Raw genomic sequence first — 24,746 nt, forward strand, 5'->3', positions numbered from 1 at the left:
TGCAGCACGAACAGCGCAGGCTGTGCGACGAGTGTCTGCTCAACCTCAGCAGATTGCCCGTGGAACACGATGTCGGTGAGCGGCCGGTCCAAGCCCAGCAGTGGATCCAGGTGCGCGCATGCTTCGTCCCAGGCATGCGCGAATACGGGGAACGCCTCGTACAAGCCTCGTCCCATGCCAGGCCGCTGGCTGCCTTGGCCGGACAAGAGCATGGCCACGCTCGGGCTGTCCACCGAAGCGCCGAGCACCACCGCAGCGCTCTCCTTGGCGCGGGCAATGGCTTCCAGCCCCGTCAGCAATTCCTTGCGATCACCACCGAGGATCGCGGCCCGGTGCGGAAAGTGGGTTCGAGTCGTTGCCAGCGACCGAGCGACCTCGACGGATGACCACTTCTCCTGGGCGAGGAGGTGGGAGTGAAGGCGTTCTGCCTGTGATTTAAGAGCTTCTGGCGTTTTCCCCGAGATTACCCACGGCACCAGTCTGTTGTTGGCGTCCGCAGCACGTTCGACGCCCTTTGCGCCCAGTGGTGCCTGTTCGACGATGACGTGCGCGTTGGTGCCGGAGACGCCGAAGGACGAGATGGCGGCACGGCGCGGCCGGTCGGCTTCCGGCCACGGCTGGGGTTCGGTGAGCAGCGTCAGTGCGCCGCTGGACCAGTCGATGTGGGGCGAGGGCTCGTCGGCGTGCAGCGTTGCGGGCAGTTCATCGTGGTGGAGGGCCTGCACCATTTTGATGACGCCTGCGACGCCTGCGGCTGCTTGGGTGTGGCCGATGTTGGATTTCAACGACCCCAGCCACAACGGCCGCTCAGCGGTGTGGTGCCGACCGTAGGTCGCTAGCAGCGCTTGCGCCTCGATCGGGTCGCCGAGCGAGGTTCCGGTGCCGTGGGCTTCGACGGCGTCGATGTCGGCGGGCGTGAGTCCGGCGCTGGCGAGAGCTTCTTGAATGACACGAACTTGCGATGGCCCGTTGGGCGCGGTGAGCCCATTGCTGGCGCCATCCTGGTTCACCGCGCTACCGCGGATCACCGCCAGGACGTGATGCCCGTTGCGTTCGGCATCCGACAGGCGTTCCAGCACGATGACGCCGACGCCTTCGGCCCAGCCGGTGCCGTCTGCGTTGGCGGAAAAAGCTTTGCAGCGCCCATCTTGTGCTAGCCCGCGCTGTCGGCTGAATTCGATGAAGATGCCGGGTGATGCCATGACGGTCACGCCGCCTGCCAGGGCGAGTGTGGATTCCCCGAACCGCAACGACTGGCACGCCAGGTGCATCGCTACCAGCGACGACGAGCACGCGGTGTCCACGGTGACCGCCGGGCCCTCCAGCCCGAGCGAGTAGGCGACCCGGCCGGACACCACGCTCAGCGCCTTGCCCGTGAGGAAGTAGCCCTCGAAGCCCTCCAGCGGTTCCCGCAGCGGCGGGCCGTACTCCGGCAGCACCGTTCCCGCGAACACCCCGGTCCGGCTGCCGCGGAGGCCGCCGGGGGCGATGCCGGCGTTCTCGACGGCCTCCCACGAGGTCTCCAGCAGCAGCCGCTGCTGGGGGTCCATCGCCGTCGCTTCGCGCGGGCTGATGCCGAAGAACGCGGCGTCGAAAGCCGATGCGTCCCGGAGGAATCCGCCGTGCCGGACGTACGACTTCCCGGCCGCATCCGCGTCCGCGTCGTACAGGTCGTCGACGTCCCAGCCGCGATCGGCGGGGAACTCGGAGATCGCGTCGGCCCCCGTGCGAACCAGCTCCCACAGCTCGTCCGGAGAGGTGACGCGGCCGGGGAAGCGGCATGCCATGCCCACGATCGCGATCGGCTCGGCCGTGTCGTTCTCCGCTGCGCGCAGCCGGTTGCGCGTCTCGTGCAGTTCAGCGGTGACCCGAGCGAGCAGGTGTCGCATCTGATCATCGGTGGTCATGCGCAGCAACCTCTTTCTGCCGGTCAGCTGATGCCGAGCTCGCGGTTGATGAACTCGATGATTTCCTCGTTCGAGGCGGATTCGAGCCTCGCGGCGACCCCGTCGGATTGCGGAGAGTCGGGCAGCCAGGAATCGACGATCTCCGCCAGTCGTCGTCTATCCACTTCGGACATCTGCTGCCCGGATAGGGCGGATTCCAGGCCGTCGAGCGCCGCCGCGATCGAGGGCGCCGGGACGAGGGCGGTGTGCAATCGCTCGACCAGCGCTTCCGCCGTCGGGTGGTCGAACAGGACGGTGACCGGCAGGTGCAGCCCGGTGATCGAGTTGAGCCGGTTCCGGAACTCCACGGCGGTGATGGAGTCGAAGCCGAGTTCCTTGAACGGCTGGCCGGGCGCGATCCGCGCCGATTCCGCGTGCCGCAGCACGACGGCGGCCAGGGATTGCACGGCCTTCAAGAGGATCTTCCGCTTCTCGCTGCCCGGCGCGGCGGCGAGCTGAGCGGCGAGGTCGTTCGGCCGACCGGCTTCGCCCGTAGGTGCCGCGGCCGGCTCGCGCCGGAACAGCACTATCGAGGTCTCGTCGTGATCGATTGCCTGCTTCACGGCGTCCGACACGGGGGCCGCGCCCGGGCTCCAGGTGATCGAGGTCGCCGGCAGCCCTTGCGCCCGTCGCCATCGGGCGACGGAGTCCAGGACTTCGCCGGCTGCCGACTCGGTGGCGACGCTGCCGGCCGTCGAGAGGAGTACGAAGGCGTCGAGATCGTGGCCGCGAGTCAGCTCGTCCAGATTCAGCGCGCTGTGGGGTTCGGCGACCGGCGACGCGATGTGCACGACCGTCCTGAGCGGAGATTGCTGCGGGACAGCGGACAGCACCTCATCCAGTCCGGTGCGATCATTCGGGGCACAGCGGGCGATGGTGACCTTGGCGCCTCGCTCGGTCAGCGCGGCTTCGAGCTCGATCGGATCGGGCTGATCGGGATCGACGAGCAGCACCAGGTGCTCGGCCCCGCACCGGGCCAGCCACTCCGCGAGGTGCCGACCGCTCTCGGAGGTGCAGTCGGTGATCAGCGCAGTGTCGCGCGGACGCCAGTCGCGAACCGGCCGGGCGTCGCCGACCGATGCGTGGACCAGCCTCCGGGCGAGGAGTCCGGCTGTGCGAAGGGCGAACTCGCCACCGGCCTGCGACAGGCAGCCGGTCAGATCAGCAGGCGAGATCCCTTTCGGTTGCGCGGGCAGGTCCAGCAGGCCGACCTCTGGGCGCTCTCCAACGGCTTCCCGCGTCAGCCCCAGCAGCAGGGTCCGTTCAAGATCGGCCGGTTCGGACGGGCTGGTCGAAACCGCTCCGTTCGTCAGGAACCACAACGGCGCGACGATCTCGGCCTGCACCAGGGCAGTGACCGCGTGGCGTGCGGGCTGCTCGCTCAGGGCGAGCAGGGATACGACACCCTCGAAAGGTCCTTGTATGGCAAGCACTTCCTGTATTTTCCGCTGAGCCGCCTCATCAAACGTCAGATGCCGCACCGCCGCCCCGCCTGCGGTCAACGCGTCGGACACGAACTCCGGCCATTGGTGCGCGACATCGGGTGGCGAGACGACAAGCCAGGTTCCGCCGGGCCGTCGAGTCGGAGTGGGAACGGGATGCCAAGCGACGCGATGCCGAACCTCGTTCAGGCCGTTGTGCTGCGGCGCATCGAGCCAGTAGTGCTCGCGCTGGAAGGGATAGGTGGGGAGCTCGACGTGTTCGCGGTCGGGCAGGACGGCTTGCCAGGTGACGGGCGTGCCGTGGACCCAGAGGTGGGCGGCGCTGGTGAGGAGCGCGTCGGTGTCGGGCTGGTCGCGGTGCAGCGTGGCGGCGGTGACGACATCCGACCAGGTGGAGACGTGGTGGGTGAGGGTGGGATGTGGGCTGGGCTCCAGGTAGGTGTGGTGCCCGGTTGCGTGGAGTTGGGTGATGGTGTCGTGGAAGTTCACCGTGGTGGCGAGGTTGGTGTACCAGTACTCGGCATCGAGCGTCGTGGTGTCCAGCTCTTGAGTTGTGACGCTGGAGTGGAAGGGGATCTCGGCCGCTTGCGGTGTGAGTCCGGCCAGCTGCTCCAGTAGCGGTTGCTGGAGAGCGTGGACGTGGTGGCTGTGCGAGGCGTAGTCCACGGGCAGGATCCGCGAACGCACTTCCTGCTCGGTCAGAGTGTGGTGGAGGGCGCGGATAGCGTCGGTATCGCCGGAAAGCACGGTGGCGCTGGGGCTGTTGATCGCCGCGACCGAGACATGCTCCGGGTCGAGATGAGGCTGGAGATCATCGACGGAGAGCGGAACTGACAGCATGCTGCCGTGCCCCGCGAGGTGGGTGTGGATCAGCTGCGACCGCAGCGCGACGACGCGGGCGGCTTGGTCGAGATCGAGCGCACCGGAGATGTGTGCAGCGGCGATCTCGCCTTGCGAATGCCCGACGACGGAGGCTGGCTGCACCCCGAATGCCTGCCACAACCGGGCCAGGGACACCATGACGGCGAACAGCGCGGGTTGGATGACATCCACCCGTTCCAGTGGGGATCCGTTGCGGAGCAGGTCGGTGACCGACCAGTCCTGGTACTGGGAAAGCGCTTGATCGCATTCGGTCATGGCTTCGGCGAAAACGGGGTTGGTGTCGAGCAACTGGCGCCCCATACCGGGCCACTGGCCGCCCTGTCCGGGGAAAACCATGACGATGCGGTCAGGGTTATGAGTGGAGGCCTGCGTGGGCCGGATGATGCCGGGTGTTTCGGTGCCGTTGGCGAGGTCGCGCAGGTGTTGCAGGAGGTTGTGGCGGTCGTGGCCGAGCAGGACGGCGCGGTGTGTGAAGCTGCTGCGTTTGCTCAGGGCCGCCCCGACATCCACGGACGTCCACTCCGTGCTCGCGGACAGATGTTCATGCAGCCGCGTCGCATAAGCCTCAAGCGCTTCCGGGGTCTTGGCCGAGATCACCCACGGCACCAGCTCATCGCCAGTGCTCGCAGCGCGATCCACAATGACGATCTCTGCAGGCGAAAAGTCCTGTGTGGACCCGACATTGCGCGATGGCTGTTCGAGGACGAGGTGCGAGTTGGTGCCGGAGACGCCGAAGGACGACACGGCGGCACGGCGCGGCCGGTCGACATCCGGCCACGGCCGGGGCTCGGCGAGCAGCGCGAGCGCGTCGCTGCTCCAGTCGACGTGCGGCGAGAGCTCCCCGGCGTGCAGAGATGCGGGCAATTCGCCGTGCCGGAGGGCTTGAACCATCTTGATGACGCCGCCAACCCCGGCCGCGGCCTGGGTGTGGCCGATGTTGGACTTCAACGACCCCAGCCACAACGGGCGTTCGGCGCCGCGGTACTTCCCGTAAGTCGCCAGCAGTGCTTGGGCTTCGATCGGATCGCCCAGCGAAGTGCCGGTGCCGTGCGCTTCGACGACATCGACATCGGCGGGCCCCAAGCCCGCGGCTGCCAGCGCCTTCAAGATCACCCGTTGCTGGGAAGACCCGTTGGGCGCGGTCAGCCCGTTGCTGGCGCCGTCCTGGTTGACCGCGCTGCCCCGGATCACCGCCAGCACGTGGTGGCCGTTGCGCTCGGCCTCCGAGAGCCGCTCCAACACCACGACGCCGACGCCTTCGGACCAGCTGGTGCCGTCCGCCGCCGCGGCGAACGGCTTGCACCGGCCGTCCGGGGACAGGGCGCGCTGCCTGCTGAACTCGACGAACATGGTGGGCGTGGCCATGAGAGTGGCCCCACCGGCCAACGCGAGCGCCGATTCCCCGGACCGAAGCGACTGGCAGGCGAGGTGGATCGCCACCAACGACGACGAGCACGCGGTGTCCACCGTGACCGCCGGCCCCTCCAGACCGAGGGTGTACGACACGCGGCCGGACGCCACGCTGCCCGCGCTGCCGTGGCCCACGTATCCCTCGAACTCGGCCGGGATGTGCGGCGCCAGCCGCGACCCGTAGTCCTGGTACATGACGCCGGTGAACACGCCGGTCGGGCTGCCGTCCAGCGACAGGGGATCGATGCCCGCGTGTTCGAGGGCCTCCCAGGAGGTCTCCAGCAACAACCGCTGCTGCGGGTCGATGGCGAGCGCCTCGCGCGGGCTGATGCCGAAGAAGGCGGCGTCGAATTCCCCTGCATCGTGCAGGAATCCGCCCTCCCGGACGTAGCTCGTCCGGTGGTGTTCCGGGTCCGGGTGGTACAGCGCGTCGAGGTTCCAGCCCCGGTTGGCTGGAAAGGCGGAGATCGCGTCGCGGCCGGCCGCCACGAGCTCCCACAACTGTGCCGGCGAGGCGACACCGCCCGGAAACCTGCACCCCATCCCGATGATGGCGATCGGGTCGGGGACCGCTGCCGCGCTCAACCGCTGCCGCGCTTGGCGTAGCTCGGCGGTGACGCGCTTGAGGTAGCTGCGGAGCTTCTCCTCGTTCGCCATCGCGATGTCCTCCTCCTTCGGGGCGCTCGGGTCAGGACTGTTCGAGGTCGCGGTCGATCAGTTCGAAGATCTCCTCGTCGGATGCCGAGTCGATCGAGTCGTCGGCAGCGCCGTATTCGCCGTGGTGCGTTCCGAGCAGCGCGGTCAGCCTCGCCACGACCTCGTTCCGCGAGTCGCCCGGCAACGGGATCGTCGCGAGGACGTCTTCGAGGTGGCTGAGCGCCGACAGCACGGACGCGGCGTCGTCATCCCCGCCGACCAGCTCGGCGCGGAGATGCGCGGCCATCTTGTGGGGCGTCGGATGCTCGAAGACGAGGGTGGTGGGCAACCGCAGGCCGGTGGCGGTGGCGAGCCGGTTGCGCAGTTCCACCGAGGTGAGCGAGTCGAAACCGAGCTCCAGGAAGGGGCGGTCGGCGGGGATGTCGTCGAAACCGGTGTGCCCGAGAACGGCGGCGGCGTGCATCCGGACGACTTCCAGCACGGTGCGGTGCTGGTGCTGTTCGGGCATTCCCCGCAGCCGGGTGGTGAGCGGCTCGGCGTTCCGCGGATTCGCTTCCCGGCGTTGCTCGGGGATTCGGCCGGCGAGCGACCCGGAGAGCTGGTGGCGGCGGAGCGCCTTCGGGTCCATCTTGATCGGCAGCAGCATCGGCTGAGAACTGCCGCGCGCCTGGTCGAACAGGCGGATCCCGTCTTCTGGCCCGAACGGGAGGGCGCCGGTCTTCGCCATGCGCTGTTGGTCCGCATGCGTGAGGTGCTGGGTCATGCCGTTGCCGGTGTTCCAGGGTCCCCAGGCGAGCGAGTGCGCGGGAAGGCCCAGGTTGTGGCGGTAGCGGGCGAAGGTGTCGAGGAAGGTGTTGGCGATGGCGTAGTTGGCTTGGCCGGGATTGCCGAGGAATGCGGCGGCGGAGGAGTAGAGGACGAAGAACGCCAGGTCGTGCTGCTGGGTGGCGTGATGGAGGTTCCACGTCGAGTCCACTTTGGATTCGAGAACCGTGGTGAGCTGATCGGCGGTGAGGGCGTGCACCGGTGCGTCGTGGAGGACGCCGGCGGTGTGGACGACGCCGGTCAACGGGTGCTCGGCCGGGATGCTGTCGATCAGCTCGGCGAGCTGGTGGCGATCAGCGGTGTCGCAGGCGGCGATGGTGACCGCGGCTCCCAGAGCGGCCAGCTCATCGCGGAGGGCCTCGGCGTTGGGAGAAGCCGGGCCTCGACGGCTGGCGAGCAAGAGGTGGCAACCGGGATGGCGGGTGGCCAGATGCCGGGCCAGAACGCTTCCGAGGGAGCCAGTGCCGCCGGTGATGAGGATGGTGCCGTGCGGATCGGGCTCAGTCGGGATCGTGAGTGCGAGTTTGCCGGTGTGGCGGGCATTGCTGAGGTGCCGGAATGCCTCCCGGGCCTGGCGGATGTCCCACGAGGTCAGCGGCAACGAAGTCAGCTGGCGTTGCTCGAAGAGGCTGGTGAGGTCGCCGAGCATGTTCTGCAGGTGGGCCGGGTCGACTTCGGTGAGGTCGAAGGCGTGGTAGTGCAGCCCGGGGTGCTCGGCCGGATCGCGGGGATCGGCTTTGCCGAGTTCGATGAAATATCCGCCGGGCGTGAGCAGGTCGAGCGAGGCGTCGAGGAGTTCGCCGGTGAGCGAGTTCAGCACGACATCGACCGGAGGGAATTGCGTGGCGAAGTCCGGAGTGCGGGAGGACGCGATGTGATCCGCGGGGATGCCGAGTTCGCGCAGGGTGGCCCATTTCGTGGGGTGGGCGGTGGCGTAGATGTCGGCGCCGTAGTGCTGGAGGAGCTGGATGGCGGCCATGCCGATGCCACCTGCTCCGGCGTGCACCAGGACCTTTTGTCCGGGTTGGACTCCCGCCAGGTGGTGGAGGGCGTGGTAGGTGGTGAGGAAGACCGCGGGCGCGGTGGCGGCCTGGGCGAAGCTCCACCCGCGTGGCACGCGGGCGAGCAGCCGGTGATCGGTGATCGCGAGCGGGCCCATCGCGCCGGGCAGGATGCCCCAAACACGGTCACCGACCGACAGATCGCCGACATCCCCGGCGATCTCGGTGATCACGCCCGCGCCCTCCACGCCAAGCGGGGGTGTCCCGGGATACATGCCGAGGGCGTTGAGGACGTCGCGGAAGTTCACCCCGACAGCCCGCAGTGCAACACGCACCTGACCGGCCGCGAGCGGCGCCTCGGCCGCCGGGAACGCCGCCAGGCACAGGTTGTCGATGCTGCCGCGCTCGGTCACATCCAGCCGCCAAGCACCGCTCTCGGGCGGCGTCAGCTCCTGCCGCGAGTCGGCGCGGTTCAGGCGGGGCGCGAACATCGCACCACCTCGCAGAGCCAGCTGCCACGAGCCCGAGGAAATGGCCCTCCGCAGCAGGTCCGACACGTCCTGTTGCGACAGATCACCATCGGTGTCGACGAGCAGGATGTGGTCGGGGTGCTCGCTCTGGGCCACCCGCAGCAGGCCCCACAACGGGCCGGTGACCAGATCCGGCGTCTCACCCGGATGCGCCGCCACCGCGCCTCGGGTCACCAGCACCAGGTAGGTCGCCGACTGCTCCGCATCGGAGAGCCACTCCTGCACGCGCCCCAGGACCTCCTGCGCCAGGGTCTCCACCCGGGCCGGAACGGGCCCGCTGCCCGCCGGCGACCGGTAGTCGAGCACCAGCGCGTCGGGGGCCTCGTCACCTGGTTCGGCGGCGTGCGGCGTCCATTCGACCTGGAACAGCTCGCCACTCCGCTCACCGGCCGACTGCCGAAGGGTCAACGACCCGATGGTCGCCACCGGACGGCCGGTGTGGTCGGCGAAGGCGAGCGCCATGGTGTCTTCGCCGGTGTGGCGCAGCCGGACGCGAAGCCGAGAGGAACCCGCGAGGTGGAGGCGGACATTCGCCCAGGAGAAGACCAGGCGCGTGCGGTCCTCGCCCTGGTCGTCACCGATGACAGCGGCGTGCTGGGTGGCGTCGAGGAGCGCGGGGTGGACCGTCCAGCCATGCGCGCTGTGCTCGTCGGGCAGTCCGACTTCGGCATAGATTTCGTCGCCGCGCCGCCATGCGGCGTGCAGGCCGCGGAAGGCCGGGCCGTAGTCGAAGCCCTGCCCGGCTAGGACGTCGTAGAGATCGCTGACGTCGACGGCGACTGCTCCCTCAGGAGGCCAGACCGTCAGTTCCGGTACGTCGTCGTCGCCGGCGCTGCTGGTCGTGGCAGTTGCGTGGCGGATCCAGGGCTGGTCCTCGCCGCGCGAATGGATCGACAGGCTCCGCCGGCCGTCTTCGTCGGCGGCCGCGGCGGTCACGTGGAGCGCGATGTGGCTGTGCTCCGGGAGTTCGAGAGGTGTGAGGACCGTGAGGTCGTCCAGTTGATGCCCGAGCTCGGCGGCGACGTGGAGCGCCATGTCGAGGAACGCCGTGCCAGGCAGCAGCACGGAGTCCTGGACGACGTGGTCGGCGAGCCAGGGATGGGCATCGAGGGAGACGCGCCCAGTGAAGATCACTTCGCCGGAGTCGGGCACATCGGTGCGCGCGGTGAGCAGCGGATGCCCGGTGCTCACCAATCCCAGCGTTTCGGGACTTCCGGTCGAAGCCGCCGGGCTGAGCCAGTACCGCTGGCGCTGGAAGGCGTAGGTGGGCAGGTCGAGGGTCCGAGCCGGCGGCAGCAGCGTGGACCAGCGCGGACTGAGTCCGGTGGTGTGCGCGGAGGTGAGGGCGGTGAGGTAGGCGGTGGTGTCGTCGGTGCCGGGCTTGAGGACGGCGTGACTGGGTGTGTCGTGAGTGGTTCGGGCGAGGGTGGTGAGGGTGGTGTCCGGCCCTAGCTCGATGTGGTGCGTGACGGTTTGGTTCTGGTGGAGCCAGGTGAGTGCGGGGTGGAACCGAACGGCCTGGCGGATCTGGCGTGCCCAGTAGGCCAGGGTGGTGATGTCGTCGGTGGTGGTTCCGGTGACGGTGGAGATGATCGGGATGGTCGGTGGGTGGAAGGTCAGTCCGCGCGCGGTCTGTTCCAGCTCGGCGAGTAGTGGTTCGCAGTGGGGTGAGTGGAAGGCTCGGCTGGTGTGCAGTTCTCGGGTGGTGCGGCCTTGCTGGCGCCAGTGTTCGGCGATGGCTCGCACCGGGTCGGCGTCACCGGAGATGACGGTGGACTGCGGGCCGTTGATGGCGGCGATGGAGACGCCGCTGTGCGGGTCGAGGAGTTCGGGGTGGGTCTCGGTGAGTTCGTGTTCGCTGGCTTGGATGCCGGCCATGACCCCGGTGTTGGGCAGGGTGTGCATCAATCTGGCCCGCGCGGCCAGCAGGACGGCGGCGTCGGGGAGGGCGAGTACTCCGGCCAAGTGGGCGGCGGTGAGTTCGCCGATGGAGTGGCCGATGAGGTAGTTGGGGGTGATGCCGTGGTGTTCGAGCAGGCGGAACAGCGCGACTTGCAGCACGAACAGCGCGGGTTGTGCGACCAGTGTGTCGTTCACTTCGGCAGGCTCGCCGTGGAAAACGATGTCGGTGAGTGGCCGGTCCAACCCGAGTAGTGGATCCAGGTGCGCGCACGCCTCGTCCCAGGCCTCGGCGAACACCGGGAACGCCTCGTGGAGTCCCCGGCCCATTCCGGGTCGTTGGCTGCCCTGGCCGGCCAGCAGCATGGCCACGTGGTTGCGGCGGTTGGTCGCCAGGCCGCGGATGATCCCGGTCGTGTCCTGCCCACGGGCCAGATCGTCAAGTCCTGACAGCAATTCCTGTCGATCGGAGCCCAGAATCGCGGCGCGGTGTTCGAAGGTTGCCCGGGCGGTCGCCAGCGACCGGGCCACCTCGGCAGGCGCCCAGTCGTCCCGGTCACGGAGGTGCTCGTGCAGTCGCTCGGCCTGTGCTTCGAGGGCTTCCGGCGTCTTCGCGGAGATGACCCACGGCACCAGGCCACCAGAGTCCGTGGCGTAATCATCCTGTGTGGACTCTTGCGGTGTCTGTTCGAGAATGAGGTGGGCATTGGTGCCGGAGACGCCGAACGACGAGACGGCGGCACGGCGCGGCCGGTCGCCTTCCGGCCAGGACCGGGGCTCGGTGAGCAGCGCGAGCGCGCCACTGCTCCAGTCGATTTGGGTCGAGGGCTCTTCGGCGTGCAGCGTGGCGGGCAACTGGTCGTGCCGGAAGGCCTGGATCATCTTGATGACGCCGGCGACGCCCGCGGCGGCCTGGGTGTGGCCGATGTTGGACTTGAGCGACCCGAGCCACAAGGGCTTCTCGGCGGAGTGGTGTCGGCCGTAGGTGGCCAGCAGTGCTTGAGCCTCGATCGGATCGCCCAGCGACGTTCCGGTGCCGTGGGCTTCGATGGCATTGACATCCGCGGCGCTGAGCCCGGCGTTGGCCAGCGCCTGCTGGATGACGCGTTCCTGCGATGGCCCGTTGGGTGCGGTCAGGCCGTTGCTCGCGCCGTCCTGGTTGACCGCGCTGCCCCGGATCACCGCCAGAACGCGGTGACCGTTTCGCCGAGCGTCCGAGAGCCGTTCCAGCATCACGACCCCGACGCCTTCCGACCAGCTGGTTCCGTCCGCTGCCGCGGAAAACGCCTTGCAGCGCCCATCTCGCGCCAGGCCGCGCTGGCGGCTGAACTCCAGGAAGATGCCGGGAGCCGCCATGATCGTCACCCCGCCCGCCAGCGCCAGGCTCGCCTCGCCGGAGCGCAGCGACTGGCACGCGAGGTGCATCGCCACCAGCGACGACGAACACGCGGTGTCCACGGTTACCGCAGGGCCTTCCAACCCGAGGGTGTAGGCGACTCGACCCGACATGACGCTCGGCGTCGTACCCGTGAGCGCGTGGCCGGATGAATCCGGCGCCACCTGGTGCAGCGGCGGGCCGTAGTCCTGCGCGGTCGCTCCCACGAAGGTTCCGGTGGTGGTGCCGCGGAGCGTGTCGGGATCGATTCCCGCGTTTTCGATTGCTTCCCAGGTGGTTTCGAGGAGGAGGCGCTGCTGGGGATCCATGGCGAGTGCTTCACGCGGGCTGATGCCGAAGAATGCCGGATCGAATTCCGCGGCGTTCAGCAGGAATCCGCCCTGCCGGCAGTAGGTCGTGCCCGGGTTGTCGGGATCGGGGTCGAAGAGGTGCTGGAGATCCCAGCCCCGGTTCGGCGGGAAGTCCGAAATCGCGTCCGCCGCGGAGGCGACCAGCTCCCACAGCTGATCCGGCGATGCGACACCGCCCGGCAACCGGCATGCCATGCCGACGATCGCGATCGGCTCCTGGTCGTCGATCGGCGCCGAGTCCTGAGTGGACCGTTCACTTCCCGTGCCCAGCAACAGCTCCAACAGGTGATCGGCGAGTTGGTCGGGTGTGGGGTGGTCGAAGATGAGGGCGGTGGGAAGGGGGATCTGGGTGGTGGTGGTGAGTTTGTTGCGGAGCTGGATGGCGGTGACGGAGTCGTAGCCGAGTTGCTGGAACGTGTGGTGTGTGGGGATCGACTCGGGGTCGGCGTAGTTGAGGATCGCGGCGGTGTGGTGGGTGATGTGGTCGAGGAGGTGGGTGTGCTGTTGGTGCGGGGGGAGCTGGGTGAGTTGCTGGTGGAGCGTGACGATCGGTGTCGTGCCGCCCCCGGAGCGGGCGGTGGTGCCGTGTTGGTTTCGCCAGGTGGCGAGGGCAGGGAGGAAGTCGCGCAGCGGAGTGGTTTCCTCGACGTCGAGCGCGGCGGCGAGCGCGGGCGCGTCGTGGTTCTCGACGGTTTCCCAGAACTCCGCGTCGGTGTCCCCGCTCTTCGCGGCGTTTTCCACCATCCGGGTGCTGGTTGGTGCGAGCCAGAAGCGTTCGCGCTGGAAGGGATACGTCGGGAGGGTGATGCGCTCGCAGGTGGGCAGGACGGCCTCCCAGGTGATGGGTGTGCCGTGAGCCCACAGATGAGCGGCGTTGGCGAGGAGCGTGTGGGCGCCGGGGTGGTCGCGGTGGAGGGTGGTCGCGGTGACCGCGTCGGCGATGGCGGTGTTGATGTGGTGGGTCAGCGTGGGGTGCGGGCTGGGTTCGAGGTAGCTCCGGTGTCCGGCGGTGTTCAGCTCGGCGATGGTGTCGAGGAAGTTCACCGTGGCGGCGAGGTTGGTGTACCAGTACTCGGCGTCGAGCGTGGTGGTGTCCAGAACTTGCGCGGTGACCGTCGAGTAGAACGGGATTTCGGCGGCTTGCGGTGTGAGTCCGGCCAGCTGATCCAGTAGCGGTCGCTGGAGTGTTCCCACGTGGTGGCTGTGCGAGGCGTAGTCCACCGGTAGCAGCCGGGATCGCACGCCTTGATCGGTGAGTGTGGTGTGGAGGCTGCGGAGGGCGTTGGTGTCGCCGGAGAGCACCGTGGCTGTCGGACTGTTGATCGCGGCGACCGAGATCTGTTCCGAGCCGAGGTGTGGCTGAAGGTCGCCGACCGACAGCGGGACCGACAGCATGCTGCCGTGTCCGGCGAGGCGGGTGTGGATCAGCTGCGACCGCAGTGCGACGACGCGGGCGGCTTGGTCGAGGTCGAGCGCGCCGGCGATGTGTGCGGCCGCGATCTCGCCTTGGGAGTGGCCGACGACTGCGGCGGGCTGGATCCCGAATGCCTGCCATGCCCGTGCGAGGGACACCATGACGGCGAAGAGCGCGGGCTGGATGACGTCGACGCGTTCCAGTGCGCTTCCCTCGCGGAGCAGCTCGGTGACTGACCAGTCCTGGTATCGCGACAGCGCCTGATCGCACTCGGTCAGGGCTGTGGCGAACACCGGGCTGGTGTCGAGCAGTTCCCGGCCCATGCCCGGCCACTGGCCACCTTGGCCGGGGAAGACCATCACCACGCGGTCCGGGTCTGGTGTCACGGGCCCGGTGCGGCGGATGATCCGTGGCGAGCCTTCGCCGTGGGCGAGGGTGTGCAGCTGGTTCAGCAGTTCGTCCCGGTCGTATCCGAGGACTACCGCTCGGTGTTCGAGCGCGGCTCGGGTGGTGGCCAGCGACCACCCGACCTTCGACGGCGTCCAGTCGGAGTCCTGCAAAAGGTGGTCGTGCAGTCGTTCTGCTTGTGCTGCGAGGGCCTCGGGTGTTTTGGCGGAGAGCACCCACGGCACCAGCTCATCACCAGTACCGACGACGATCTTCGCAGGTTTGGTGTCCTGTGTGGACTGATCGGTCTGCGGTGGTTGTTCGAGGATGAGGTGCGCGTTGGTACCGGAAACGCCGAAGGATGAGATGGCGGCACGCCGCGGCTTGTCGCCTTCTGGCCACGGCTGGGATGCGGTGAGCAGTGCGAGCGCGCCGCTGGTCCAGTCGATGTGCGGTGAAGGTTCGTCGGCGTGCAGCGTTGCGGGCAGTTCTTCGTGGTGGAGCGCCTGCACCATCTTGATGACACCCGCAACGCCTGCGGCTGCTTGGGTGTGGCCGATGTTGGACTTCAACGAGCCCAACCACAAGGGCTTCTCGGCGGTGTGGTGCTGGCCGTAGGTGGCCAGCACCGCTTGGGCCTCAATGGGATCGCCCAGCGAGGTCCCGGTGCCGTGCGCTTCCACGACGTCGACGTCGGCGGGGGTGAGCCCGGCATTGGAGAGTGCTTGCAGGATCACGCGTTCCTGTGATGGCCCGTTGGGCGCCGTGAGCCCGTTGCTGGCGCCGTCCTGGTTTACCGCGCTGCCCCGGATCACCGCCAGAATGCGGTGACCATTGCGCTGCGCGTCGGAGAGTCGTTCGAGTGCTACGACCCCGGCGCCTTCGGCCCAGCTGGTGCCGTCCGCCTCAGTGGAAAACGCCTTGCAGCGCCCGTCCTGCGCGAGGCCACGCTGGCGGCTGAACTCGATGAACATCCCGGGCGTAGCCATCACGGTGGCTCCGCCCGCCAACGCCATGCTCGACTCGCCCGACCGCAGCGATTGGCACGCCAGGTGCATCGCCACCAGCGACGACGAGCACGCGGTGTCCACGGTCATCGCCGGGCCTTCCAGGCCCAGCAGATAGGCCACGCGTCCCGAGATCGCGCTGGACGTCGTGCCCGTCAGGACATGCCCTTCCACGTCGGTCGCCGCGTTGTGCAGCCGCGCCCCGTAGTCCTGCGGGATAGCGCCGACGAAGACGCCGGTCATGCTGCCTCGCAGCGTGTCGGGGTCGATGCCCGCGTTTTCGAGGACTTCCCAGGTGGTTTCCAGCAGGAGGCGTTGCTGCGGGTCCATGGCCAGCGCTTCTCGCGGGCTGATGCCGAAGAACGCTGGGTCGAACTGGTCGGCGTCGTGCAGGAATCCGCCGTGCCGGACGTACGACTTCCCCGTCGCGTCGGGATCGGGGTCGAAGAGGTCGTCCAGGTCCCAGCCGCGGTTGGTGGGGAATCCGGTGATGGCGTCGGTGTTGGTGGCGACCAGCTGCCACAGTTCGTCCGGTGAACGCACGCTGCCGGGAAGCCGGCACGCCATGCCGACGATGGCGATCGGCTCGTCATCGGCGCGCCGCGTCGTCATCGGGGCCGACCGGGTCTTCGGGCGATCGGTCAGCAGGAGGGCGCACAGCCGGTCGGACAGGGTCCAGGACGTGGGATGGTCGAAGATCAGGCCGGGCGGCAGGGAGAGGCCGGTCGCGGCGGCGAGCCGGTTGCGCAGCTCCACCGATGTCAGCGAGTCGAATCCCAGGCTCTTGAAGCTCGACCGGGCGTCGACGCTCGCCGGATCGGAGTGGCCCAGGACCGTCGCGGCGTGGGTCTGAACGAGCTCCAGCAGCACGCGGTGGCGCTGCGATTCGGGAATGGCCGCCAGGCGGCCTGCCAGCGACGACGGCGTCGCTGCCCGCCGCGCCCTGCCGGGAGTCAGCTCGCTCAGCAATGCGACCGGCCGGCGCTTGTTGTCGAGGCGGAGCGGCACGAGGTACGGGTCCGGGCTGCTGCTCGCTTGGTCGAACAGGCGGAGGGCGTCGTCGGGATCGAGGAACTGCATCCCGATGTCCGCCATGCGCTCCCGCTCGCCGCGGGTGAGGTGCTGGGTCATGCCGCTGTCGGTGCTCCAGGGGCCCCAGGCAAGGGAGTGCGCGGGTTGGCCGTGGGCATGGCGGTGGGTGGCGAGCGCGTCCAGGAAGGTGTTGGCGACGGCGTAGTTGGCCTGGCCCGGGTTGCCGAGCAGCGCGGCGGCGGAGGAGTAGAGGGTGAAGAAGGCGAGGTCGTGTTGGCGGGTGGCCTGGTGGAGGTTCCAGGCGGAGTCCACTTTGGATTGCAGGACCGCGGCCAGTTGCTCGGCGGTGAGCGCGTGTACCGGAGCGTCGTGGAGGGCGCCGGCGGTGTGAACGATCCCGGTGAGCGGCCGGTCGGCCGGGATGGCGTCGAGAAGTCGTTGCACGGCGTCGACGTCGGCGAAGTCGCATGCCGTGATGCTGACGTCTGCTCCGAGGGCTCCAAGCTCGTCGCGGAGCTGCGCCGCTCCTGGCGCGGCCGAGCCTTGGCGGCTGGCCAGGAGGAGGTGCCCGGTGTGTTGTGTGGCGAGATGCCGAGCGAGGGTGCTGCCCAGGGAACCGGTGCCTCCGGTGATGAGGATGGTGCCGCGCGGCCCGGGTGCCGTGGGGATGGTGAGCGCGAGTTTGCCGGTGTGACGGGCATTGCTGAGGTGCCGGAAGGCATCTGGGGCTCGCCTGATGTCCCACGCGGTCACCGGCAGCGGGGTGAGAGCACCGTCGGCGAACAGGCCGGTGAGGTCGCCGAGCATGGCCTGCAGGTGGGCCGGATCGGCTTCGGTGAGGTCGAAGGCGTGGTAGTGCAGCCCGGGGTGCTCGGCCGGATCGCGGGGATCGGTCTTGCCGAGCTCGATGAAGTGCCCGCCCTCTTCGAGCAGGTCGAGTGAGGCGTCGAGGAGCTCTCCGGTGAGGGAGTTCAGGACGACGTCGACCGGGGGGAACTGGGTGGCGAAGTCCGGAGTGCGGGACGACGCGATGTGGTCTGCGGGGATGCCGAGTTCTCGGAGTGTGGCCCATTTACTGGGGTGGGCGGTGGCGTAGACGTCGGCGCCGTAGTGCTGGAGGAGCTGGACGGCGGCCATCCCGACGCCGCCGGCTGCGGCGTGCACGAGCACGCGTTGTCCGGGTTGGACTTCGGCCAGGTGGTGCAGCGCGTGGTAGGCGGTGAGGAACACCGCGGGCGTTGCGGCGGCCTGAGCGAAGGTCCAGTCCTGCGGCACGCGGGCGAACACCCGGTGATCACCGACCGCCAGCGGGCCCATCGCGCCGGGCAACATTCCCGCCACCCGGTCTCCCACCGACAGGCGATCAACATCGGCGGCGGTCTCGGTGACGACACCGGCGATCTCGATTCCCAGCGGCGGGGTGCCGGGATACATGCCGAGGGTGTTGAGGACGTCGCGGAAGTTCAGCCCGACCGCCCGCACCGCGACCCGAACCCGCCCGGCCTCCAACGGCTCCTCGACCTGCGGGAACGAGACCAGGCGCAGGTTGTCGACACTGCCGCGCTCGGTCACATCCAGCCGCCACGCGCCGTCTCCATCGGGCGGAGTCAGCTCGTGCGGCGGCCGAGTGCGGGTCAGGCGGGGCACGAACACGGCATCGCCGCGCACCGCGATCTGCGATTCGCCGTGGCGCAGGGCTACGTCGACGGCTCGGTGCAGCTCGTCGTGATCGTCGCTGGTGTCGGTGTCGATGAGCAGGATGCGGTCGGGGTGCTCGTTCTGCGCTACGCGCAGCAGGCCCCACAGCGGGCCGGTGACCAGGTCCGGCACCTCACCCGGCTGCACCGCCACCGCACCGCGGGTCACCAGCACCAGACGGGTCGGAGCGTCCTCCAGCAACCAGCTCTGCACCCGGTCCAGGGCGTCCTGGGCGACTCGCGCAACGCATGCCGGAACGTCCTCTGCCGGATCGATCGCGCGGTAGTCGGCCAGCACCACATCGGGGCGCGAATCATCGCTCTTCGCGTGCAGGCCCGCAGGCAGCTGCGTCCACTTCAGACGGAGCAGCCCGGCTCCTCGGCCGCCGGAGGTCGCGGCGGGTCGGAAGGTCAGGGCCTCGACCTCCGCCACCGGAATGCCGGCTTCGTCCGTCGCGGCGATGCGGATCGTGCCGGAGTCGGTCGGCCGGATGCCGACCCGGAGACGGGTTGCACCTCTCCGGTGGAGCCGGATTCCGCTCCAGGAGAAGGGAAGAAGGGCGTTCTGGGAGTCGCGGAGCCTCGGCAGCAGAGCCGCCTGAAGGGCCGGATCGAGCAGCGCGGGGTGGATCGCCCAGCGACCGGCGTCGGACCCTCCGGGCAAGGCGATCTCGGCGTACAGGTCGTCGCCGTCTTCCCACAGGGCTTGGAGTCCCTGGAACGCGGGGCCGTAGTCGAGGCCGCGGTCGCCGAAGACGTCGTACGCGTCCGCCAGATCCACCGGCGTGGCGTGCTCCGGCGGGACTGCGGCAGGAACGTCGACCCGAGGACGTTGCGCGTCGGGGCTCAAGACGCCCGTGGCGTGTTGGGCCCATTCCTGAGCTTCGTCGTCGGCCGACACGTGGAACCGCGAGTGGATGGCGACATCGCGATCTCCGGACTCGCTCTCCGGCGCGATCGTCAGTCGCAGCGCGATGTGTCCGTGGTCGGGGAGTGCGAGTGGTGTGTGGAGGGTGAGTTCTTCGACGGTGCAGTCGAGTTGTGCGGCGGCGTGCAGCGTCATGTCGAGGAACGCGGTGCCGGGCAGCAGGACGGTGTTCTGGACGACGTGGTCGGCCAGCCACGGCTGCGAGTCGAGCGAGATCCGCCCGGTGAAGACCGTCTCGCCGGTCTGCGGCATGTCGACGCGTGCGGTGAGCAGCGGGTGCCCGGTGCTGTCCAGCCCAAGCGTTTCTGGGCTCCCGGCCGGACGTTCTGCGGTCAGCCAGTACCGCTGGTGCTGGAAGGAGTAGGTGGGGAGGTCGATGGTTCGGCTCGGCGGGAGAAGCGCGGGCCAGCGGACCGGAAGGCCCGTGGTGTGGGCGCTGGCAAGAGCGGCGAGGTAGGCGGTGGCGTCGTCGGTGTCGGCGCGCAGGGTGGGGAGGCTGGGCGTGTCGTGAGTGGTGCGCGCGAGGGTGGTCAGGGTGGCGTCAGGTCCGAGCTCCAGGTGATGGGTGACGCTGTGGTGCTGGTGCAGCCAGGTGAGTGCGGGGTGGAACCGGACTGGTTGGCGTACTTGGCGGGCCCAGTAGGCCGGGGTGGTGATGTCGTCGCTGGTCGCCCCGGTGACGGTGGAGATGATCGGGATCGTCGGCGGGTGGTAGGTCAGCTCACCGGCGATGTCTTCGAGCTCGGAGAGCAGCGGCTCGCAGTGGGGAGAGTGGAATGCCCGGCTGGTGTGCAGGTCCCGGACGGTGCGGCCCTGCCCGCGCCAGTGCTCGCCGATGGCGTGAACGGCGTCGGGGTCGCCGGAGATGACGGTCGACTGCGGGGCGTTGACCGCGGCGATGGAGACCCCGCTACGCGGGTCGAGAAGCTGGGGATGCGCCTCGGTGAGTTCCTGCTCGCTTGCCTGGATACCGGCCATCACTCCGTGCGAGGGGAGGGCCTGCATCAACCGGGCCCGCCCGGCGAGCAAGGCCGCGGCGTCGGGCAAGGAGAACACCCCGGCCAGATGCGCGGCGGTGAGCTCGCCGACGGAATGACCGATGAGGTAGTCCGGGGCGATGCCGTGATGTGCCAGCAATCGGAACAGCGCCACCTGCAGCGCGAACAGCGCCGGCTGCGCGACCAGCGTCTGTTCCACCTCGGCGTCCTGGCCGTGGAACACGATCTCCGTGAGCGGACGGTCCAGCCCGAGCAGCGGGTCCAGGTGCGCACAGGCTTCGTCCCAGGCCCGGGCGAACACCGGGAACGCCTCGTGCAGCCCACGGCCCATGCCGGGCCGCTGGCTTCCCTGGCCGGACAGCAGCATGGCGACGCTCGGCTCGTCTGCGGCGATGCCTCGCACCACGCCGGGAACCTCCTCGGAGCGGGTGAGGTTTTCCAGCCCTGCCAGCAATTCCTGGCGGTCGGCGCCGAGGATCGCAGCCCGGTGCGCGAAGGCGGTGCGGGTGGTGGCCAGCGACCAAGCCACCTCGGTAGCTGTCCAGTCGTCCCGGTCGCGGAGCCGGGAATGCAGCCGTTCTGCCTGTGCTTCAAGCGCTTCCGGCGTTCTCGCGGAGAGCACCCACGGCACAGCGCCGGACTCCGCAGCCACGATGATGTCCGTTGCGGACTCGATGCTCGGTGGCTGTTCGACGATGAGATGAGCGTTGGTGCCAGAGATGCCGAAGGACGAGACGGCGGCGCGACGCGGCCGACCGCCCTCGGGCCACGGCTGCGGTTGAGCGAGCAGCGCGAGGGCGCCGCTGCTCCAGTCGACGTGGGGTGAGGGTTCTTCGGCGTGCAGAGTGGCGGGCAGCTCGTTGTTCTGGAGTGCCTGCACCATCTTGATGACGCCGGCGACACCGGCTGCTGATTGGGTGTGGCCGATGTTGGCCTTCAGCGATCCCAGCCACACCGGCCGCTCGGCGCTGTGGTGCTTGCCGTAGGTGGCCAGCAGCGCTTGCGCTTCGATCGGATCGCCCAACGCCGTGCCGGTGCCGTGCGCCTCCACCGCGTCGACGTCGGCGGGCGAGAGCCCGGCATTCGCCAAGGCCTGCAGGATCACCCGTTCCTGGGCAAGCCCGCTGGGCGCGGTCAAGCCGTTGCTGGCGCCGTCCTGGTTCACCGCGCTGCCGCGGATCACGGCCAGCACGCGGTGGCCGTTGCGCACTGCCTCCGACAACCGCTCCAACACCACCACGCCGACGCCCTCGGCCCAGCTGGTGCCGTCCGCCGAGGCGGAAAACGCCTTGCAGCGGCCGTCATGTGCCAGGCCGCGCTGGCGGCTGAACTCGACGAACATGCCGGGCGTGGCCATCACGGTGACACCGCCGGCCAGCGCCAGGCCCGACTCGCCCGACCGCAGCGACTCGCACGCCAGGTGCATCGCCACCAGCGACGACGAACACGCGGTGTCCACAGTGAACGCCGGTCCCTGCAGGCCCAGGGTGTAGGCGATCCGCCCCGACAGGACGCTCGGCGTGGTGCCGGTCAGCGAGTGCCCTTCGCTGGGCTGGTCCAGGCGAGGCCCGTAGTCCTGCGCGGTCGCTCCGACGAACGTCCCGGTGGAGGTGCCGCGCAGCGCCGCCGGATCGAGGCCGGCGCGCTCCAGGGCCTCCCACGACGTTTCCAGCAGCAGCCGCTGCTGCGGGTCCATCGCCAGCGCTTCCCGCGGGCTGATGCCGAAGAAGTCGGGATCGAAAGACGCCGCGTCGTGGAGGAATCCGCCGTGCCGGGCGTAGGACTTGCCGGGCGCGTCCGGATCCGGGTCGAAGAGCGAGTCCAGGTCCCAGCCGCGATCGGTGGGGAAACCGGAGATCGCGTCCGCGGCGGAGGTGACGAGCCGCCACAGGTCTTCCGGGGACCGCGCGCCACCGGGTAGCCGGCAGGCCATGCCGACGATCGCGATCGGCTCATCGCTTGCCGACGCGCGGGACCAGGCCGCCGCTCCGCCGCCAGCCCCGGCCAGCTCCGCGCGCAGGTGATCGGCCAGTTCGACGGGCGTTGGATAGCTGTAGAGCGCCGCCGTCGTCAGCCGGAGCCCGGTGGCGGCGGAGAGGCGGTCGCGCAGCTCAACCGTCCCGAGCGAATCGAAGCCGAGTTCGCGGAGCGTGCGTCGCGGTTCGACGTCCTCGGGCGAGGAATGCCCCAGGATGGCAGCGGCCTGTGAGCGCACGAGCTCCAGCGGATCCTGTTCGCTCTTGGTCGCGGGCGGAGCCACCTGCTCGGCGTCGGGCGCTTCCTCGTCCAGCCAGTACCGTCGCCGCTGGAAGGCGTAAGTCGGCAGGTCGAGCCGGCGCCCCGCGGGCAGCAGAGCCGTCCAGTCGACGGGAACGCCGGTCGAGTGCGCGCGGGCGAGGCACGCCAGCACGCTCTCGGGTTCCGGATGATCCGGGTGCAGCGCCGGAATGGCCAGGATGTCGCCGTGCACCTCGCGCGCGAGCGACGTGAGGGTGGTTCCCGGGCCGAGCTCCAGGTGGTGGGTCGCCTCGTGGTGGCGGTGGAGCCAGGTCAGCGCCGGGTGGAACCGGACGGGATCGCGCAGCTGACGCGCCCAGTAGCCCGGCGTCATGATCGCGTCGCTGCGATCACCGGTCAGGGTGGAGACGATCGGGATGCCCGGCCGGTGGTAGGTGAGCCGGGCCGCGGTCGACTCGAACTCGTCGAGGATGGCGTCGCAGTGCGGCGAGTGGAAGGCGCGGCTGGTGCGCAGCCGCCGGACGCGGCGGCCAGCCTGGCGCCAATGCCGCATGATCGCGTCCACCGGTTCGGGCTCGCCGGAGATCACCGTGCTGTCCGGCGAGTTGAGCGCCGCGATGGCCACGCCGCTCGCCGGGTCGGCGAGTTCGGGATGGGCCTGGGCGAGTTCGGCTTCGGTCGCCTGCACGGCGGCCATGACGCCGGTGGTCGGCAGCGACTGCATGAGGCGGGCGCGGGCGGCGAGCAGCGTCGCCGCATCGGGCAGGGTGAGGATGCCGGAGACGTGCGCCGCGCTCAGCTCGCCCACGGAGTGGCCGATGAGGAAGTCGGCGCCGATGCCGTGCCGCTCGAACAGCCGGAACAGCGCGACCTGGAGGGCGAACAGGGCGGGCTGCGCGATGAGCGTCTCGTTCAGGGCGTCCTGGCTGCCGGTGAAGACGACCTCGGTGAGCGGGCGGTCCAGGCCGAGCAGCGGATCGAGGTGCCCGCACGCCTCGTCCCACGCCTCGGCGAACTCGGGAAAGGTGCGGTGGAGTTCGCGTCCCATACCGGCCCGCTGGCTGCCTTGCCCGGAGAACAGCATCGCGACGCCGCTGCCACTCGTTGCCACGCCGCGAACGAGTCCCGGGCTCTCGCTTCCCCGCGCGAGTTCTTCCAGCCGGGAGAGCAGTTCTTCGCCGTCGCGGCCGAGGATCGCGGCGCGATGCGCGTGCTGGCTCCGCGTCGTCGCCAGCGACCACGCCACGTCGGACGGCGACCATTCCCCGTGCTCGCGGAGGTGGGAGTGCAGCCGGGCCGCCTGCGCGCACAGCGCTTCCGGGGTCTTCCCCGAAACCAGCCAGGGCACGGACCCTGGGATGCGGCCGGGTTCGAGTGCGCGGGTCGGTTCCGCGGCGGGCGGCTCCGTCACGACGAGGTGGCAGTTCGTACCGCCCATGCCGAAGGAACTCGCGCCCGCCGTCAGCGGCTGATCCGGCTGGGGCCACGGCCCGAGTTCCCGCTGGACCGCCAGATTCAGGGAATCCAGCGGAATCCCGGGATTCGGCGTCTCGAAGTTGAGGCTCGGCGGCAGCCGGCGGTGCCGGATGGCCAGCGCCACCTTGAGCAGGCCGACGATGCCCGCCGCGCCCTCCAGGTGACCGACGTTCGTCTTGACGGAGCCGACCGGCAATGGAACGCCCGGCGGCCGGATGGCGCCCAACGCCGCACCGAGCGCCGAGGCCTCCACCGGATCGCCCACCTTCGTGCCCGTGCCGTGCAGCTCGACGTACTGCACCTCCGCCGGGTCCACACCGGACGTCGCGTAAGCCGCGCGGATGACTTCCTGCTGCGACTGGGAATCGGGCACCGTCAGGCCGTCTCCGGCGCCGTCGTTGTTGACCGCTCCGCCGCGGATCACGCAGTAGATCGGGTCGCCGTCGGCCATCGCCCGCGACAAGGGCTTGAGGACGACCACGCCGCCGCCTTCGCCGCGCACGTATCCGTTGGCGCGGGCGTCGAAGGTGTAGCAGCGGCCGTCGGGGGACAGGCTGCCGAACTCCTCCACGCACGTCGAGCTCTCCGGCGCGAGGATGAGGTTCACCCCGCCGGCCAGCGCCAGGTCGGCCTCCCCGGACCGCAGGCTCTCGCCGGCCAGGTGCACCGCCACCAGCGACGATGACTGCGCGCTGTCGACGACCATGCTCGGGCCGCGCAGCCCCAGGGCGTACGAAACGCGATTCGCGATGATGCCGCGCTGGAGGCCGGTCGCGGTGTGCCGGCCGATCGACTGCGGCGCGCGGCGGTGCAGCAGGGTCGCGTAGTCGTCGGCCGCGCACCCGAGGAATACGCCGGTCCTGCTGCCCTGGATCCGGTTCGCGACGATCCCGGCGTCTTCGAGCGCTTCCCAGCTCAGCTCCAGGACCAGCCGCTGCTGGGGATCCATCGCGCGGGCCTCGCGCGGCGAGATGCCGAAGAAGTCGGCGTCGAAGCCGTCGACGCGATCGAGGAACCCGCCCCGCCGGGCGGCGCCGGACGCATCCGGGCCGCAGCGGTCGACGGGGGCGTCGGTGATCGCGCTGTCGCCGTCCCGCAGCAGTCGCCACAACGCGCGCGGGTCAGCTGCTTTCGGGAGCCGACATGCGGCGCCGATGACGGCGATCCCGTCATCGGCGGCCGAACGATCTCCTACCCCTGCGCGGTCAGATCCGGGTACCAAGTGAACTCC

At 69.6% G+C, this 24,746-nt stretch carries 3 protein-coding genes; all 3 read right to left on the minus strand.

The genetic code is table 11. The features are described from left to right. Nucleotides 1-1,907 (minus strand): type I polyketide synthase (locus AB0I53_RS12110; RefSeq protein ID WP_358600512.1); only part of this gene is annotated, 1,907 nt, incomplete at its 3' end. Nucleotides 1,908-1,930: 23 nt separating this feature from the next. After that, a complete protein-coding gene (locus AB0I53_RS12115) occupies nt 1,931-6,337 on the minus strand; it encodes a type I polyketide synthase (RefSeq protein ID WP_358600515.1) in 4,407 nt (1,468 codons plus the stop codon). 31 nt (nt 6,338-6,368) lie between these two features. After that, nucleotides 6,369-24,737 (minus strand): SDR family NAD(P)-dependent oxidoreductase, encoded by an 18,369-nt coding sequence (locus AB0I53_RS12120; protein WP_358600518.1) that lies wholly within the window; start codon nt 24,735-24,737, stop codon nt 6,369-6,371. Nucleotides 24,738-24,746 lie beyond the last annotated feature (9 nt).

It is taken from the genome of Saccharopolyspora sp. NPDC050389 (assembly GCF_040655595.1).
In the GTDB taxonomy this organism is placed as follows: domain Bacteria; phylum Actinomycetota; class Actinomycetes; order Mycobacteriales; family Pseudonocardiaceae; genus Saccharopolyspora.

Coding starts and splice junctions, on each gene's coding strand:
- AB0I53_RS12115 (WP_358600515.1), bottom strand. CDS start 6,337: ATGGCGAACGAGGAGAAGCTCCGCAGCTACCTCAAGCGCGTCACCGCC.